Annotated in this window: 15 protein-coding genes and 1 tRNA gene; 13 read left to right on the top strand and 3 right to left on the bottom strand. The window is 65.3% G+C overall.

Annotated features, from left to right (window positions below):
* Window positions 1–55: 55 nt before the first annotated feature.
* Window positions 56–132: transfer RNA gene (locus ACTXG9_RS07310), tRNA-Arg, on the bottom strand.
* A 116-nt stretch (window positions 133–248) separates the two neighbouring features.
* Here ACTXG9_RS07310 and ACTXG9_RS07305 point away from each other — a divergent pair.
* The 6 genes from ACTXG9_RS07305 (at window position 249) to ACTXG9_RS07280 (ending at window position 6,130) form a co-directional block, all read left to right on the top strand.
* On the top strand, window positions 249–908 hold the full coding sequence (locus tag ACTXG9_RS07305) for a phosphatase PAP2 family protein (RefSeq protein ID WP_111103719.1): 660 nt from the start codon (window positions 249–251) through the stop codon (window positions 906–908).
* Between the two features lie 60 nt (window positions 909–968).
* A complete protein-coding gene (locus ACTXG9_RS07300) occupies window positions 969–1,319 on the top strand; it encodes a hypothetical protein (RefSeq protein ID WP_167649925.1) in 351 nt (116 codons plus the stop codon).
* Window positions 1,320–1,399: 80 nt separating this feature from the next.
* Window positions 1,400–2,509: a polysaccharide biosynthesis/export family protein gene (locus tag ACTXG9_RS07295; protein WP_058982655.1), complete on the top strand. Its 1,110-nt coding sequence runs from the start codon at window positions 1,400–1,402 to the stop codon at window positions 2,507–2,509.
* 1 nt (window position 2,510) lies between these two features.
* Complete coding sequence (locus tag ACTXG9_RS07290) at window positions 2,511–3,185, top strand: YjbF family lipoprotein (protein ID WP_227844622.1); 675 nt, start codon at window positions 2,511–2,513, stop codon at window positions 3,183–3,185.
* Between the two features lie 30 nt (window positions 3,186–3,215).
* Complete coding sequence (locus ACTXG9_RS07285; RefSeq protein ID WP_181451892.1) at window positions 3,216–3,941, top strand: capsule biosynthesis GfcC family protein; 726 nt, start codon at window positions 3,216–3,218, stop codon at window positions 3,939–3,941.
* Window positions 3,941–6,130 carry a YjbH domain-containing protein gene (locus ACTXG9_RS07280; RefSeq protein WP_111103723.1) on the top strand — a complete coding sequence of 730 codons (2,190 nt, stop codon included), beginning with the start codon at window positions 3,941–3,943 and terminating at the stop codon, window positions 6,128–6,130. The genes ACTXG9_RS07285 and ACTXG9_RS07280 overlap by 1 nt, the downstream gene beginning before the upstream one ends.
* A 66-nt stretch (window positions 6,131–6,196) precedes the next feature.
* On the opposite strand, the gene ACTXG9_RS07275 is transcribed toward ACTXG9_RS07280, so the two are convergent.
* Together ACTXG9_RS07275 and ACTXG9_RS07270 are read right to left on the bottom strand one after the other, a co-directional pair.
* On the bottom strand, window positions 6,197–6,631 hold the full coding sequence (locus ACTXG9_RS07275) for a low molecular weight protein-tyrosine-phosphatase (protein WP_058982710.1): 435 nt from the start codon (window positions 6,629–6,631) through the stop codon (window positions 6,197–6,199).
* Between the two features lie 107 nt (window positions 6,632–6,738).
* Entirely contained in the window at window positions 6,739–8,091 is a 1,353-nt protein-coding gene (locus ACTXG9_RS07270) for an undecaprenyl-phosphate glucose phosphotransferase (RefSeq protein ID WP_227844668.1), read from the bottom strand.
* A gap of 526 nt (window positions 8,092–8,617) precedes the next feature.
* On the opposite strand from ACTXG9_RS07270, the gene amaB reads away from it, so the two are divergent.
* The 7 genes from amaB (at window position 8,618) to ACTXG9_RS07235 (ending at window position 15,275) form a co-directional block, all read left to right on the top strand.
* Window positions 8,618–10,150, top strand: coding sequence for an L-piperidine-6-carboxylate dehydrogenase (gene amaB, locus ACTXG9_RS07265; RefSeq protein WP_111099074.1), 1,533 nt, complete (start codon window positions 8,618–8,620; stop codon window positions 10,148–10,150).
* Between the two features lie 40 nt (window positions 10,151–10,190).
* Window positions 10,191–11,000 (top strand): SDR family NAD(P)-dependent oxidoreductase, encoded by an 810-nt coding sequence (locus tag ACTXG9_RS07260; protein WP_134735664.1) that lies wholly within the window; start codon window positions 10,191–10,193, stop codon window positions 10,998–11,000.
* Between the two features lie 161 nt (window positions 11,001–11,161).
* Window positions 11,162–11,446 carry a DUF4190 domain-containing protein gene (locus tag ACTXG9_RS07255; protein WP_019661363.1) on the top strand — a complete coding sequence of 95 codons (285 nt, stop codon included), beginning with the start codon at window positions 11,162–11,164 and terminating at the stop codon, window positions 11,444–11,446.
* A 4-nt stretch (window positions 11,447–11,450) separates the two neighbouring features.
* Window positions 11,451–12,221, top strand: coding sequence for a class I SAM-dependent methyltransferase (locus ACTXG9_RS07250; protein ID WP_180832247.1), 771 nt, complete (start codon window positions 11,451–11,453; stop codon window positions 12,219–12,221).
* 8 nt (window positions 12,222–12,229) lie between these two features.
* Complete coding sequence (locus ACTXG9_RS07245; RefSeq protein ID WP_049483210.1) at window positions 12,230–13,285, top strand: quinone-dependent dihydroorotate dehydrogenase; 1,056 nt, start codon at window positions 12,230–12,232, stop codon at window positions 13,283–13,285.
* Between the two features lie 8 nt (window positions 13,286–13,293).
* Window positions 13,294–14,355, top strand: coding sequence for a UDP-N-acetylmuramate dehydrogenase (gene murB, locus ACTXG9_RS07240; RefSeq protein ID WP_180832249.1), 1,062 nt, complete (start codon window positions 13,294–13,296; stop codon window positions 14,353–14,355).
* A gap of 32 nt (window positions 14,356–14,387) precedes the next feature.
* Window positions 14,388–15,275 carry a DMT family transporter gene (locus ACTXG9_RS07235; protein ID WP_019661359.1) on the top strand — a complete coding sequence of 296 codons (888 nt, stop codon included), beginning with the start codon at window positions 14,388–14,390 and terminating at the stop codon, window positions 15,273–15,275.
* Window positions 15,276–15,357 lie beyond the last annotated feature (82 nt).

Genomic DNA, 15,357 nt, shown 5'->3' with positions numbered 1-15,357 from the left:
GGAGGACTGCCTGCCGCTGCCGTCCGGCGAGCGGTTGCCATGCGGCTGTAGCAGATGGTGACCCCGGCCCGATTCGAACGGGCGACCTTCCCCTTAGGAGGGGGACGCTCTATCCAGCTGAGCTACGGGGCCATTGGCAGCGGAGAAGGATACCTCGTCTGGCTGAATGGACCAAGCGCCGGGCGTTCTGCAGTACGCCCACCGTCAGTAATCTGTGCGCATCTCCCCGCTGCACTTGCCGTCGCCGCATGATGACCTTCTGGCAGAGCCTGTCTGCACTCGGCGACAGCCGCGCCTTGTTTCCGTTTGCCGCTGTACTCGCCTTGTTTCTGCCGCCTTCTCACCGACACCTGCTATGGCGCTGGGCAGCGGCAATGATTGTAGTTGCCGCAACCACGCTAGCGAGCAAGATTGCCTTCATGGGTTGGGGTTTCGGCTTGAAGCATCTGGATTTCACCGGCGTCTCCGGGCACGCCGCCATGTCCAGCACCCTCTATCCCGTGACCTTCTGGCTGCTGGCCAGCGGACGCAGCCTACAGCTGCGGGCCTGGGCCGTCGTGGGCGCAGGCCTAGCGCTCGCGATCGGCTACTCTCGACTGCCATTGCGAGCCCACTCCCCATCCGAAATCGTCATGGGACTCAGCCTCGGCCTGGCCGCGTCAGCATGGGTGCTGCGTGGCGGACATACTCTGGGCAACACGCTGGTCGTGCGTGGCCGCGCCGCGCTGCTGGCCATTGCCGCCGCCGTGACCTCCCCGATACTGCTTGCAGACTTGCACACCCATGACCTCGTGAAGGCCGCGGCGAAGACACTGTCCGGCCGCGCGCAAGCGTTCGAGCGCCACGGCCTACGCGGCCATTCGGTCCCAGTCAGCGGCCATCATGGCGATAGCAATCACAAACCTTGACAGCAAGGATTCATCCGAAGAACATGTGAAAGGAATTTTCCCTGACGGAGCAGGCCTCCCATGTTCAAGAAGACGATCGCAGTTGTGGCACTGGCGGCCCTGTCCGCCTCCCCGATGATGAGTTTCGCGCAGGAAGCGCAGGCTACGGCCGGCACGGAGGCCACTGCGGCGGAAGTTGCCGGAGCGGAGGCTGCAGGCGTCTCGACCGCTGCTGTCGTGGGCACCACCGTAATCGGCGTGGCCGCCGCGGCCGTTGCGTACAGCATCGGCGGCGACAGCACCAGCGGCAGCAATGACGGCGGCGGCGGCACTGATCCGGGCGGCCCGGGTCCGGGCGGCCCTGGTACGGGTGGCACCGGCGGTACGGGCGGTACGGGCGGCACCGGTGGTACAGGCGGCACCGGCGGCTGATCAGCGCACTGCGTACCACTCAGGCCCTCGCCGGGCGCGGCCCGGCGGGGGTTTTTTATGCCTGCCAGACTCTCATCCCCATGAATAACATCACCCCTCGCCTCCTTGCCGCTGCGTTGACCGCACTGGCACTGTCCAGCTGTGCGCTTGCGCCGGGACAGCACCTGCGCCGCAGCGACGTTGCCGTCGACCGCAAGAGCGGCGATGGTCAGCTGGAAATCGTCAGCATCACGCCGAAGCTGATCGCCCAGGAAAACGCCGCGCGGACGCAGAATTCACTGCCAGCTGCGTTGTTCGATTACCAGCCGGCACCGTACACGGTCGGGGCCGGCGACATTCTCTATGTCACCGTATGGGATCACCCCGAATTGACCGTGCCAGCCGGTCCCCAGCAGCAGGGTGCTCTGGCAGGGCGCCTTGTGCAGAGTGACGGCACGATGTTCTACCCATACATCGGCAAGGTCACAGCCTCGGGAAAGACGCCGATGCAGCTCCGTGAGGAAATCAGCACCCGCTTGGCCAAGTACGTGGAATCGCCCCAGGTGGACGTATCCGTCCTCACCTATGGCAGCCAGCGGGTCTGGGTAACAGGCGCTGCCCAGCGATCCTCGCCGATTGCTCTGGGCACCTCGCCGCTGACGCTGGCAGATGCTATCAGCCAATCCGGACTGGACAACCAGCAGGCCGACTTGTCGGGCATCCAGCTCAGCCGGGAAGGCATCACTTACACGATCAACCTGGAAACCCTGGCTCGCGAGTTTGGCGGCCGCCAATTACTCCTCAAGGATGGCGACTCCATCTTCGTGCCCTACCTTGATCGCAAAGAGATCTTCGTGGTGGGCGAAGTGAATCAGCCCGGCGCCTACAGCTTCCGAACCGGTGATGTCTCGCTGAACCAGGCACTCGGCCGTGCTCGCGGCCTGCTTCAACAGACCGCAAACGGCAATGCCGTGTATGTCATCCGCGGCAGCACGGACCTGCAACAGGAGCCCTCGATGGTCTATCAGCTGGAGGCGCGCTCTCCGACCGCTTTTGCCGCCGGCAGTCAGTTCCATCTGCAGCCGGGCGACGTCGTATTTGTCGGCGCAGCCGGCGTCAGCCGTTGGAACCGCTTCGTGAATCAGCTGCTGCCCTTCACCAATATCCTGTACAACGCGGCGCGTACCGGAACCGAAATCAAGGACAACTGACATGGCTCGCATGGATGCGGCCTGCCACCATCGCGCCCATGGCGCGCTGTTGCTGGTCGCCGTCGCCGCCCTGCTGTTCTCCGGGTGCACCACCGGCAGCCGCTCCACACTGGATACCTTCCGGCTGATCACCCATCGCCCGGCACAAGCGACCGCAGAAGGCGTGGCCAGCAACCGCTTCCCGCAGATGCAGGTGGAAACTCCCGACCTCACCGCAGTGGCTGTTCTGGGCTACGTCGATGGAGGCCGCCAGCAGTGGTTCGCGGGTTCACATGCGGTGTTCGAAATGGACGCCCACGGCCTGCTGCTGGGTGGCAGCGGCCTCGGGCAGCAATGGCACGCGCGTATCGATGGACCCTCGCCGTTCGATGACCTGCGTACAGTGACCACGCCCGTTGCGGTGCAGCGCCGGTATGACTGGGTTCCCGCCTACCAGGTCGACGTAGCCGTGACCGGGATCCTGAGCAGGGGCGAACTGGAGCAGGTGGAGATACTGGGTTCGCGCCGGACCCTGCGGCGGTTCGACGAGCAGCTGCAAGGCGGTGGCATGAGTGGCCGCAATGTCTACTGGGCCGATCCGGCCACAGGCTTCATCTGGAAGAGCCGCCAGCATCTGGCGCCCGGTCGTGTTGCTGAGCTGACCCAGCTCAAACCCTATCGCCCGGCCAAGGACTGAGCCATGACGTTCAGATTTATCAACCTGGTAGTGCTTGCCGCGCTGTTCGCTGCCACTGGCGTCCAAGCCGCGCAGGTACATATCGAAGGTGCCGTTGAAGCAGCAGGGCAGTACGAGCTGCGTACCGGCGCCCGTCTGGCCGACGGCCTGCTGCTGGCCCGTCCCAAGGCCGACGCCTACCTGCTGGGGGCAAGTCTCGAACGCCCGCAGGCCCTGCCGGCCCAGGTGCGGCTGCGCGCGGGGCTGCAGTATGGCGCCGGGCAGCTGGCAGAGTCTGCCGACGCAGAGGTCGTGACGCTCGCGCAGGCATTGCAGACCTGGCTGGAGACACATCCGGCCACCGGCCGGACGCCCATATCCGGGCCCGCGCGACTGATCCAGGTCCAGCCTGCGAACAACCCGGTGCTAGCCACAGGTGACAGGCTGCGGTTTCCGCTACGGCCACGCACCGTCACTGTCATGGGCGCAGTGGAGCAGGAGTGCGAGCTGCCACACGGTCCGCATCGCGATGCACGCGACTATCTGCGTGACTGTCATCCCAGTCCCCTTGCCGACCGCAACGACATCTACGTGATCCAGCCCGACGGGCGAATCCAGCAGTTGGGCATCGGCCTGTGGAACCGCGCAGATTCCCAGGCTGTCGCGCCCGGGGGTACGGTTTTCGTGCCCGTGCGCGCCTCCCTGATCAAGCGCATCGACCCGCTGTTCAACAGCGATTTCGCCGCGTTCATCGCCACCCAGCCCGTCAACCCGTGATGATCCAGTCCTGCCTGCGTGCGCACCCAGTGCGCCCCGCCCGTTTTGCACTGAGCGCGCTTGCGTTGTCGCTGTCCTGCGCACTGCATGCCCAGGAGGCACCGCCTCCCACTGCCAACGAATGGGGTGGGATCGGTCTTCTGCAGACACCTACCGCGCGCATGGCAAGCGACGGAGACCTGAGCTTCACTGCGTCGTACAACGCCCCCTACGCTCGCTACAACCTGACACTTCAGCCATTCCCGTGGCTGGAGGCCTCATTCCGCTACATCAACGTCAACAATTTGCTGTACGGGCCTAGCATTGCCGGCGATCAGCATTACAAGGACAAGTCGATCGACTTCAAACTGCGCCTGCGGCAGGAATCACGCCTGCTCCCGCAGCTTGCCTTTGGTGTGCGCGATCTGGGCGGCACCGGATTCTTTTCCAGCGAATACCTGGTTGCTAACAAGAATTTCGGCCCGATCGATGCCTCGATCGGACTTGCCACCGGATACATCGGCAATCGCGGCGATTTCTCGAACCCACTGGGCGCCATCGATGATCGTTTCAAAGACCGGCGCTCCATTGCCAACAGCGACATCACGCAGTCCGGAAAGTTCGGCCTGAGCAACATGTTCAAGGGGCCGGTCGGTATCTTCGGCGGCATCACCTACCAGACGCCGATGGATGAGCTGCTGCTCAAAGTGGAATACGACGGCAACGACTACCGGCGTGAACCGCGAAACAACAACCTCCGCCAGCGCACGCCATTCAACGTGGGGCTGGTCTATGTGCCGAACCGCAATGTCGAACTGACTGCAGCCTGGGAGCGCGGCGACGCGGCGATGTTCTCGCTCACCCTGCGTGGCAATCCCGGCAACGCGCCAGCTGCGCCGAAGCCGTTCGACCCGCCACCGCAGCGGCTGTTGCCCGCGACAACCGCCGCCGATCAGCGCGCATCAGTCGCCAGCAGCGACGCTTCTGGTGCCGCTCCTGGCACCAGTACCGACTGGGCAGCAATCAGCACCGAACTGCAGCGCAATGCCGGGTTCCGTGTCGAACGCATTTCGCGCCGCGGCGACGAACTCTATGTCGACGGTTACCAGACCCGCTACCTGCATCCTGCCAAGGGCCTTGGACGCGCGACGCGCATTCTTGCCAACGCGACCGGCGATGACTACGACTGGTTCACCCTGCGCACCACCCGCGTGGGCATGCCGATCGCCGATCTGTCAATCAACCGCGATGCGTTCGCGGGGTACCTGGATGGCACAGTCAGCGAAGACGTACTGCGGCGGAGCACGGAACTGCAGGCGCCCGGCGCGCTCGCGCGCGAAACGCTGTACACGCCCAAGCGCAACCCATTCGGCGGCGGCTTCAACATCGGCTACCGGCAGAATCTTGGCGGCCCTGATGGCTTCATCCTGTACCAGATCGCAGCCAATTACTCGGGCAGCCTGTTCCTGCGCGACAACATCTGGCTGACCGGCACCGTCAGTGCTGATGTCACCAACAACTACCACAAGTTCAAGTACAACGCCCCAAGCCGCCTGCCACGCGTGCGGACGGACATCCGCCAGTACCTGACCACCTCCGACATCATGCTGCCCAATCTGCAGGCCAACATCGCCGGACGGCTGGCACCGGACCTGTATGGCATCGCCTACGCAGGCTACCTGGAGTGGATGTATGCCGGCGTCGGCGGCGAACTGCTGTATCGCCCAAGCGGCGAGCGCTGGGCGGTTGGCGCGAATCTCAACCGGGTGCAGCAGCGCGACTACGATCAGCACTGGGGCCTCCGCGACTATAGGGTCACCACCGGCCACGCCACGCTCTACTATGCCTTCGACGCCCGTGAACGCATCATCGGCTCGCTGTCGGTGGGCCAGTACCTGGCCGGCGACAAGGGTGCCACTCTGGACCTGGCCCGCGTGTTCGACAACGGCGTAACTATGGGCGCTTATGCAACCAAGACCAACGTATCGGCACGCGATTTCGGCGAAGGCAGCTTCGACAAGGGCATCTACTTCAGTATTCCGCTCGATGGATTCCTGCCACGCTCCACGCGCGGCCGTGCGGCCTTCAATTGGAACCCGCTGATCCGCGATGGCGGCGCCATGCTCGGCCGCAAGTATGGCCTGTACGGCATGACGGGTGACCGCGATGAACGCTTCTTCTATGACAATCTGCGTAACGTCGGGGAATGAGAAAGGCCGGGCGCCTGACAGCCCCCGGCCTTTCATCCGCAGCGCAATTTCCAAGGGCTTGTGCAATCAGAGGTAACGCACCCAGCTCTTCACCCCCTCATCCATCAGAGTGTAAACGTGCTCGAATGCAGCACGTTGCTGGCGATAAGGATCGGGAATCTCGCGATCGGACTGCCACTTGCCCAGCAGGAAGGTCTTGCCCGACGCCTCCGGCGCGATTTCGATGATGCGATGGACATGCTTGCGCTCCATCACCAGTACCAGATCCGAAGCTGCAAGGATGCTCCGGTCGATCTGCCGCGCACGATGGCTGCTGCCATCCAGGCCATGCTCGGTCAACAGTGCTTGCGCGGTAGCATCCACACCGTGGTTAACCAGGGCCCCCAGGCCGGCCGAGGACACTGTGATGCCCTTGCCGCTCACAGCCTCACGCAGCATCACTTCCGCCGACGGGCTACGGCAGATGTTGCCGACACACACAACCAGAATATTCTTGAACACGGACAACGGTTTCCATCAGTTCTTCAATACACGAGAAATGCAGCGCGCTGCTGCCACCCAGATGCATCCACACGAGCCTACCGACGCATCCCGGCGCAAACCTTGCACTAATACGCCGATTTCTGCCCCAGCACCTTCAGCGCGGTCAGCACAATGATCCGCACGTCAAGCGTCGGGCTCCAGCGCCGGATGTAATCGATGTCGTACTGCACGCGTTTCTTCATCGAGCGCAGCTCCGGCGTCTCGCCACGCAGGCCGTGCACCTGCGCCCAGCCGGTAATCCCAGGCTTGACGTAGTGACGATGCATGTAGCGCTCGATCACGCGCTCGTAGTGGTTGTTGTGCTGGATCGCGTGCGGGCGCGGCCCGACCACCGACATGTTTCCACCCAGCACGTTGAAGAACTGCGGCAGTTCGTCCAGGCTGCTGCGGCGCAGGAAGGCGCCGAACCGGGTGACTCGCGGATCACCGCGCCTAGCCTGGGTAATCTGCCCCTCTCCCTCTGCATGCACGCGCATGGAGCGGAACTTGAGCATCCAGAACTCCTTGCCACCCAGCCCGTGACGCTTCTGGCGGAACAGCACTGGCCCGGGCGAACTCAGCTTCACGCCAATGGCGAGCACGACAAACAACGGCGCCAGCAGGACCACCGCGACACCAGCCACGAGGATGTCCTCGATCCGCTTGAACAGGCGAAACCGGTGGTCTGCCAAGCCCTGCCGCACACCGATCATCGGCACATCACCCACTTGGTGCAGACCGGGGTTGAGCGCCCCCAGGCCCGTGGTATCAGGGATCAGACGCACAGGCACCGGAAATCGCTCGATCTGCTTGAGCATGTCCCTGACCGCGGCGGCATCCCCCATCGGCATCGACACCCAGACTTGATCGAACTCACCCCGATGCTGATCCATGTACTGCGGGACCTCAGCCAGCAAGCCCAGTCGGCGCGGCGCATCACCGCCACGGCGGGTGGCGATATCGCCTGCACCGGCGAAGTAGCCAATGACTTCCTTGCCCAGCTCCGGCTTGCCACGCAGCAGGCGGTGCAGTTTCAGGGCCGGGGCGCGAAGTCCGACCAGCAGGACCCGTTCGCGGTCCATCCCACGCGAGCGCAGCCGATGCAACTGCACCCTCAGCAGCACACGCAGCGCCGCCATCGATCCCAGGCCAAAGGCATACCAGCCAATCAGCCACGTCGACGGCACCACATCGGCAAGCCCGACCAGGACGACGTAGAGCGAGAACAGCGCAAAAGTGGCAGACCACGCCAACAGCAGCAGCCAGAGATCAGCGAGAAGCCCTCGCATCCGCCAGTTCCGATACAACGGCGCGACCGAGAAGCAAACGACAGCGCTGAGAACCACCGCACCAAATACGATTCGCTGGGAAGAATCCGGCGCACCTGTTCCGTACAAAAGAAAGTGAGAAAGCACTGCCATCCCCGGCAGCAACAACATGTCGCCCAAGCGCAACCCCAACTCCAGGGCAGCGCGCGCTTCAACACGGCGGCGGCCCGCCCGGGCCCGCTCTGCGGGAAGGTCTTCTACTGATCCATGTAGCAATGCACTTCTCCATATCTCGGCTCGAGGGGGCGCGGAACCAGTGCCCACGTGCATGGACTCCCCAGCCAGCACGGAATCATCGAGGTTGTTTCAATCAAATGTGGAGGAATTGTGGATGAAATTTTGACCAAAAGATAGGAATTCCGTTAAGACACAGACCTGGAAAGGCGTCATCAGTTGAACCTAAGCCATTGAAAAAAATGAAAATCCCAACTGTGTCAATTTGAATCAACATGCGTCATTTCGCGTCAATAAAGGAACGCGATTGCGCGCCTCATGTCGGTCCGCTGGCGCCGGGGGGCCACCCCGCACCGCACCAAAGCCCAACCACCACCCTCTGCTACCATCGGCGGTTCTGTTCATCGCGTCCCCCACCTGCCCGCGATGGCGCCAAACAACGTAACGAAACACAGGAGTCTGCATGTCTTCCGAGCTGCTCAAGTCCCTTGGCCTGGACGCGATCAACGCTGGCACGTACCTGGGCAACGGGGAGTGGTCGAGCGCGACCAGTGGTGAGCTGATCACCCCGGTCAACCCGACCACCGGCGAGCCGATCGCACAGGTCCGCGCGACCACCGAGGCCGAGTACGAGACCGTCGTCGCCCGCGCGCAGGAAGCCTTCAAGGTCTGGCGCACCACGCCTGCCCCGCGCCGCGGTGAGGCCGTGCGCCTGTGCGGCGAAGCGCTGCGCAGGCACAAGGATGCGCTGGGTTCGCTGGTCGCCCTGGAAATGGGCAAGAGCAAGCCGGAAGGCGACGGCGAAGTGCAGGAGATGATCGACATCGCCGATTTCGCCGTGGGCCAGAGCCGCATGCTGTACGGCTACACCATGCATTCCGAGCGCCCCGGCCACCGCATGTACGAGCAGTACCATCCGCTGGGCCTGGTCGGCATCATCTCGGCCTTCAACTTCCCGGTCGCGGTGTGGAGCTGGAATTCGTTCCTGGCCGCCGTCTGTGGCGACGTCTGCATCTGGAAGCCGTCCAACAAGACCCCGCTGACCGCCATCGCCTCGCTGAAGATCTGCAACGAGGCCCTGCGCGAAGCCGGTTTCCCGGACATCTTCTTCCTCATCAACGATGCCGGCACCGCGCTGTCGGAGAAGATGGTCGATGACCGCCGCGTGCCGCTGATCAGCTTCACCGGCTCGACCCAGGTCGGCCGCACCGTCAACGAGAAGGTTGCGCGCCGCCTTGGCCGCTGCCTGCTGGAACTGGGCGGCAACAACGCCATCATCCTGGACGAAACCGCCGACCTGAAGCTGGCCGTGCCGGGCATCGTGTTCGGTGCGGTCGGCACCGCCGGCCAGCGCTGCACCACCACCCGCCGCCTGATCGTGCACCGCTCGATCTACGCCGACGTACTGGCCACCCTGGTCAAGGCTTACAAGCAGGTGGAAGGCAAGATCGGCGACCCGACCGATGCCGCCAACCTGATGGGCCCGCTGAACAGCGAAGGCGCCGTACAGCAGTTCCTCGATGCCATCGCCCAGGCCAAGGCCGCCGGCGGCACCATCGAAACCGGCGGCACCCGCATCGATCGACCGGGTAACTTCGTACTGCCCGCCATCGTCTCCGGTCTGAAGAACAGCGACGCCGTGGTCCAGCACGAGACCTTCGCGCCGATCCTGTACGTGATGCCGTACGACACCCTCGACGAAGCCATCGACATGCAGAACGGCGTGCCGCAGGGCCTGTCGTCCTCGATCTTCACCCAGAACCTGAAGACCGCCGAGAAGTTCCTGTCGGCCGCCGGCAGCGACTGCGGCATCGCCAACGTCAACATCGGCACGTCCGGTGCGGAGATCGGCGGCGCCTTCGGTGGCGAGAAGGACACCGGCGGTGGCCGCGAATCCGGTTCGGATGCGTGGAAGGTCTACATGCGCCGCCAGACCAACACCATCAACTATTCGGACTCGCTGCCGCTGGCCCAGGGCATCAAGTTCGACCTGTAACGCAATCTGTAGTGCGGGGCCATGCCCGGCAGGATGCGCCATGAACACCGCAGGAAATGCAGCCGAGCATGGCTCGGCGCTACAGGGTGGCAAGCCGGTGATTGATTTCACCGGCCGCCGCGTGCTCATCGCCGGCGGCAGCAAGGGCATCGGCCGTGAAATGGCGCTGGCATTTGCCGGCGCCGGTGCGCAGGTCTCGGCCTGCGCCCGCGGCCAGGCCGGCCTGGATGCCCTGCGTGCCGATGCACGGGCGCAGGGCTTCGAACTGCACGCGTTCTCTACCGATCTGGCCGATCCCGGCCAGATCCAGGCCTGGCTGCAGGCCGCCGCCGATGCCCTCGGCGGTATCGATGTACTGGTCAACAACGCCACCGGCTATGGCATGGCCGATGACGAGGACGGCTGGGCCGCCAGCCTGCAGATCGACCTGATGGCGGCGGTACGGGCCTCGCGCCTGGCACTGCCGTGGCTGCGCGCATCCAGCGATGCCTGCATCCTCAACCTGTCCTCGATCGCCGCCCAGCAGCCGCGTCCCGGTGGCGCGCCCTACGCTGCCGCCAAGGCCGCGCTGTCGCACTACACCACCTCGCAGGCACTGGCGCTGGCCAAGGACCGGATCCGGGTCAATGCCATCGCCCCGGGCTCGATCGAGTTCGATGACGGCCTGTGGGATCGCCGCCGCACCGAAGATCCCGCCCTGTACCACGGCACCCTGGCGAAGATCCCGTTCGGCCGCTTCGGCCACCCGCGCGAGATCGCCGACGCTGCCCTGTTCCTGTGCTCGCCGCTGGCGCGCTGGATCACCGGTCATGTGCTCAACGTGGATGGCGGCCAGGTGTTGATGGGCTGAATCTGTAGAGACGAGCCCATGCTCGGCTTGCGCGCAAGACGCGGTCGATCCCGCATCAGCCCAAGGGGGCAGCCGAGCATGGGCTCGGCTCTACAGGGCACTGCCCATGGGATTGCCCGGGCAGACGCACTATCATGTGCACACTGCCAAGGAGGACCCCGATGAGCGTGGCACCCCGACAGACAAGCGCCCTGGCCGTGGTCAGCCTGGTCATGGGCATCGCCAGCTGGACCGTCCTGCCCTTCGTGGCCAGCATCGTGGCCATCATCACCGGCCACATGGCCCGCGCCGAAATCCGGCGCCGCCCGCTTGAACTGGAAGGCGATGGCATGGCCGTTACCGGCCTTGTGCTGGGCTGGGTCATGGTCGGCGCCGTGCTTGCCGCCATCCTGGTCTTCATCCTGTTCTTCGGCGGCCTGGCATGGCTGGCGGCAGTGTCGAAGTGACGCCATGACTGCCTCCGACAGCACTGAACGCTTCAGCAGCCGCGTCGCCGACTACGTCCGCTACCGGCCCGATTACCCGCCCGCCCTGTTGGAGTGGCTGCATGGCCCGATGGGCGTCAGCCACGAGGCCGTGGTCGCCGACATCGGCGCCGGCACCGGTATTTCCAGTCGCCTGTTCCTGGCCAGCGGCCATCCAGTAGTCGCGGTTGAACCCAACGCCGCCATGCGGGGCGCGGCCGAGGAATGGCTGGCACCGCAGTACCCGCAGTTCCGTGCGGTGGACGGCCGCGCCGAGGCCACCACACTGGACGATGCCAGCATCGATCTGGTCAGCGTCGCGCAGGCCTTCCACTGGTTCGACACCGTGGCGGTGCGCGCCGAGTGGCAGCGCATCCTGCGCCCGGGTGGCCTGGCACTGATCTACTGGAACTCGCGCCTGCTCGATGCCAGCCCGTTCCTGGTCGGCTACGAGCAGCTGCTGCTGGACTACGGCACCGACTACACCGCCGTTGCCGAGCGCTACCAGGACGACGCCACCATGCAGGCCTGGTTCGGCCCCGGTCTGCGCGGCATGGTGGAGCTGCCGAACGTGCAACATCTGGATTTCGACGCCCTGCGCGGGCGCCTGCTCTCCTCCTCCTACGCCCCGCAAGCCGGTCATCCGCGCCATGCGCCGATGATCGCCGCCCTGCAGGACCTGTTCGCCGCCCACGCGGTCGACGGCCAGGTTGCTTTTGAATATCGAACCCGAGCCTTCCTTGGCACGCTGGACTGAACCGACGCATGTATTCGCTTGCCCGCCCCTTCCTGTTCTCGCTCGACGCCGAGCGCGCCCACGGCCTCGGCCTGTCCGCACTGGACCTGGCCTATCGCACCGGCACCACGCCGCTGCTGGCCGCACGCATCGCGCCGATGCCGAGCACCGTGTTCGGGCTGACCTTCCCCAATCCGGTCGGCCTGGCCGCCGGCCTGGACAAGAATGGCGAGCACATCGATGCATTGTTCGCGCTGGGTTTCGGCTTCGTCGAGATCGGCACCATCACCCCGCGTCCGCAGGCCGGCAATCCGCAGCCGCGCCTGTTCCGCCTGCCGGCGCACAACGCAATCATCAACCGCATGGGCTTCAACAATGCGGGCGTGGACGCGCTGGTGCGCAACGTCGAACGCGCGCGCAACCGTCGCGGCCTGCTCGGCATCAACATCGGCAAGAACAAGGACACCCCCAACGAACAGGCGGTGGACGATTACATCGCCTGCCTGGACAAGGTCTATCCGCTGGCCGACTACATCACCGTCAACATCTCCTCGCCCAACACCGCCGGCCTGCGTGAGCTGCAGGAAGAAACCGCGCTGCGCCAACTGGTCAGCCAGCTGCGTGACCGCCAGGAAGCCCTGGCCGCGCAGCATGGTCGCCGCGTGCCGATGCTGGTGAAGGTGGCACCGGACCTGAGCGAGCGCGACATCGATGCCGCCGCCCGCGTGCTCGGCGAGCTGCAGGTGGACGGCGTGATCGCCACCAATACCACCATCGACCACAGCAAGGTGGCCGGCGATCCGCTGGCCAACGAAGCCGGCGGCCTGTCCGGCGCGCCGGTGCTGGAGCAGTCCACGCTGGTACTGCGCCGCCTGCGTTCGCGCCTGCCCGAATCGGTCCCGCTGGTCGGCGTCGGCGGCATCCTGTCCGGTGCCGATGCGGTGGCCAAGATGGCCGCAGGCGCGGCGCTGGTGCAGTGCTACAGCGGCTTGATCTTCCGTGGCCCGGCGTTGGTCTCTGAATGCGTGGAGGCGATCCGTCGCCGCCGCGAAGCGCCGAGCCGCGGCGCGGTGGCCCCACTGTGAGCGCGCCCATGGATACCGTCGACGGCAACGCCCCGCTGCGCTGGACGCTCACCCGCAATGCGCCGCTGCAGGCGCTGAACACCTTCCACGTGCAGGCCAGCGCCACGCAGCTGCTGGAACTGCACGATGCCGCACTGCTGCCGGACGTGCTGGCGCTGCCCGAGGTGGCCAGCGGCCCGCTGCTGGTGCTGGGCAGCGGCAGCAACGTACTGATCGCCGAAGACCTGCCTGGCACCGTGCTGGTGTTCGGCAACCGGGACATCAGCTTCCTGGAGCACCGCGCCGACCATGCGGTGATCCGCGCCGGCGCTGGCGTGTCCTGGCATGGCCTGGTGATGTGGTCCCTGCAGGAAGGCCTGTCCGGCCTGGAGAACCTGGCGCTGATTCCCGGCACGGCCGGTGCCGCGCCGATCCAGAACATCGGTGCCTATGGCGCGCAGGTCGGCGAGTTCATCCAGGCCGTTGAAGCCTGGGACTGCCAGGAGCAGGCCTGGGTGCGGCTGGACAACGAACAGTGTGGCTTCGCCTACCGCGACAGCGTTTTCAAGCAGCAACCCGATCGCTACCTGATCACCGCCATCGAGCTCAGGCTGCCGCTGCTGCACGACCTGCGCATGGACTACGCCGGCATCCGTGAGGAACTGCGGGCACAGGGCGTGGAGCTGCCCAGTGCCGTGGACGTGGCCAATGCGGTGATCGCGATCCGCCGCCGCAAGCTGCCCGATCCGGATGTGCTGGGCAACGCCGGCAGCTTCTTCAAGAACCCGGTACTGCCACTGGAACAGGTGGACGTACTGCTGCAGCACTTCCCCGAGCTGCCGGTGTTCCCGGCCGAACAGGACGACAAGCGCAAGGTCTCTGCGGCCTGGATGATCGAGTCCTGCGGCTGGAAGGGCTTCCGCGAAGGCGATGCCGGCGTCGCGCCGAGCCACGCGCTGGTGCTGGTCAATTACGGCAACGCCACCGGTGCTGAGCTGCTGGCGCTGGCGCGACGCATCTCGGCCTCGGTGCTGGAAAAGTTCGGCGTGCCGATCGAACCGGAGCCCCGCCTGCTCGGCGCACAGTGGTGAACACCCCCGCCCTCTCCCCCAGCGCCACCCCGATGCGGGCGGCGCTGCTGATGCTCGGCAGCACGATGGCATTCGGCCTGATGGCCGTCGCCATCCGCTACGCCACCCGGTACGTACCAACCCAGGAAGTGGCGTTCTTTCGCAATGCCTTTGGCCTGCTCGCGTTGCTGCCGATGCTGCTGCGCCCCGGCCATGCACCACTGAAAACGCAGCAGCTGCCGCGTTATTTCGTGCGCAGTGCGATTGGCCTGGGTTCGATGCTGTGCGCATTCTGGGCACTGGGCCATCTGCCACTGGCGCAGGCGGTTTCCCTCTCGTACTCCACGCCGTTGTTCGTCACCATCGCCGCCGTGCTGTGGCTGGGCGAGACCGTGCGTGTACGCCGCTGGGCTGCGGTGGTGGTTGGATTCATCGGTGTGCTGGTGATCGTGCGCCCCGGTACCGCCGGCTTCACCGCGGGCAGCCTGGTAGCGGTGGCAGCCGCCGTGCTCAGCTCATTGGTGGCGATCCAGATCAAGCAGCTGACCCGTGTCGACAGCGCTGACACCGTGGTGCTCTACACCTACGTGTTCTGGGTGCCGCTGTCGCTGGTCCCGGCACTGTTCGTCTGGGTCTGGCCCTCCGGCATGGCGTGGCTGTGGCTGCTGGCCACCGGCGTGCTCGGCACCGTCGGCCAGCTGTTGTGGACCCGCGCGCTACGGCTGGGCGAAGTCTCCGCCCTGACCCCGATCAGCTTCCTGCAGCTGCCACTGGTAACGCTGTTCGGCTGGCTGCTGTTCAACGAAACGGTGGACCGCTGGACGATCATCGGTGCCGGCATCATCCTCGCCGCCAACGCCTACATCGCCCACCGCGAAGCCGTGCTGTCACGCCGCGCTGCAAGCGCGGCGGCCTCTGCAGCGGCCAAGCCCGCCGAGTAGATCCACGCCACACGTGGATGACGCTGCACTCCTCTGTAGAGCCGAGCCTACGCTCGGCTGCTCTTCGCGCCTCCACCGTTGA

The organism is Stenotrophomonas maltophilia group sp. LNF247 (assembly GCF_054083135.1).
This window is presented reverse-complemented; position numbering and strand designations above follow the sequence as displayed.

Coding starts and splice junctions, on each gene's coding strand:
- ACTXG9_RS07260 (WP_134735664.1), top strand. CDS start 10,191: ATGAACACCGCAGGAAATGCAGCCGAGCATGGCTCGGCGCTACAGGGT.
- ACTXG9_RS07300 (WP_167649925.1), top strand. CDS start 969: ATGTTCAAGAAGACGATCGCAGTTGTGGCACTGGCGGCCCTGTCCGCC.
- ACTXG9_RS07245 (WP_049483210.1), top strand. CDS start 12,230: ATGTATTCGCTTGCCCGCCCCTTCCTGTTCTCGCTCGACGCCGAGCGC.
- ACTXG9_RS07305 (WP_111103719.1), top strand. CDS start 249: ATGATGACCTTCTGGCAGAGCCTGTCTGCACTCGGCGACAGCCGCGCC.
- amaB (WP_111099074.1), top strand. CDS start 8,618: ATGTCTTCCGAGCTGCTCAAGTCCCTTGGCCTGGACGCGATCAACGCT.
- murB (WP_180832249.1), top strand. CDS start 13,294: ATGGATACCGTCGACGGCAACGCCCCGCTGCGCTGGACGCTCACCCGC.
- ACTXG9_RS07235 (WP_019661359.1), top strand. CDS start 14,388: ATGCGGGCGGCGCTGCTGATGCTCGGCAGCACGATGGCATTCGGCCTG.
- ACTXG9_RS07280 (WP_111103723.1), top strand. CDS start 3,941: ATGATCCAGTCCTGCCTGCGTGCGCACCCAGTGCGCCCCGCCCGTTTT.
- ACTXG9_RS07270 (WP_227844668.1), bottom strand. CDS start 8,091: ATGTTGTTGCTGCCGGGGATGGCAGTGCTTTCTCACTTTCTTTTGTAC.
- ACTXG9_RS07250 (WP_180832247.1), top strand. CDS start 11,451: ATGACTGCCTCCGACAGCACTGAACGCTTCAGCAGCCGCGTCGCCGAC.
- ACTXG9_RS07295 (WP_058982655.1), top strand. CDS start 1,400: ATGAATAACATCACCCCTCGCCTCCTTGCCGCTGCGTTGACCGCACTG.
- ACTXG9_RS07290 (WP_227844622.1), top strand. CDS start 2,511: ATGGCTCGCATGGATGCGGCCTGCCACCATCGCGCCCATGGCGCGCTG.
- ACTXG9_RS07255 (WP_019661363.1), top strand. CDS start 11,162: ATGAGCGTGGCACCCCGACAGACAAGCGCCCTGGCCGTGGTCAGCCTG.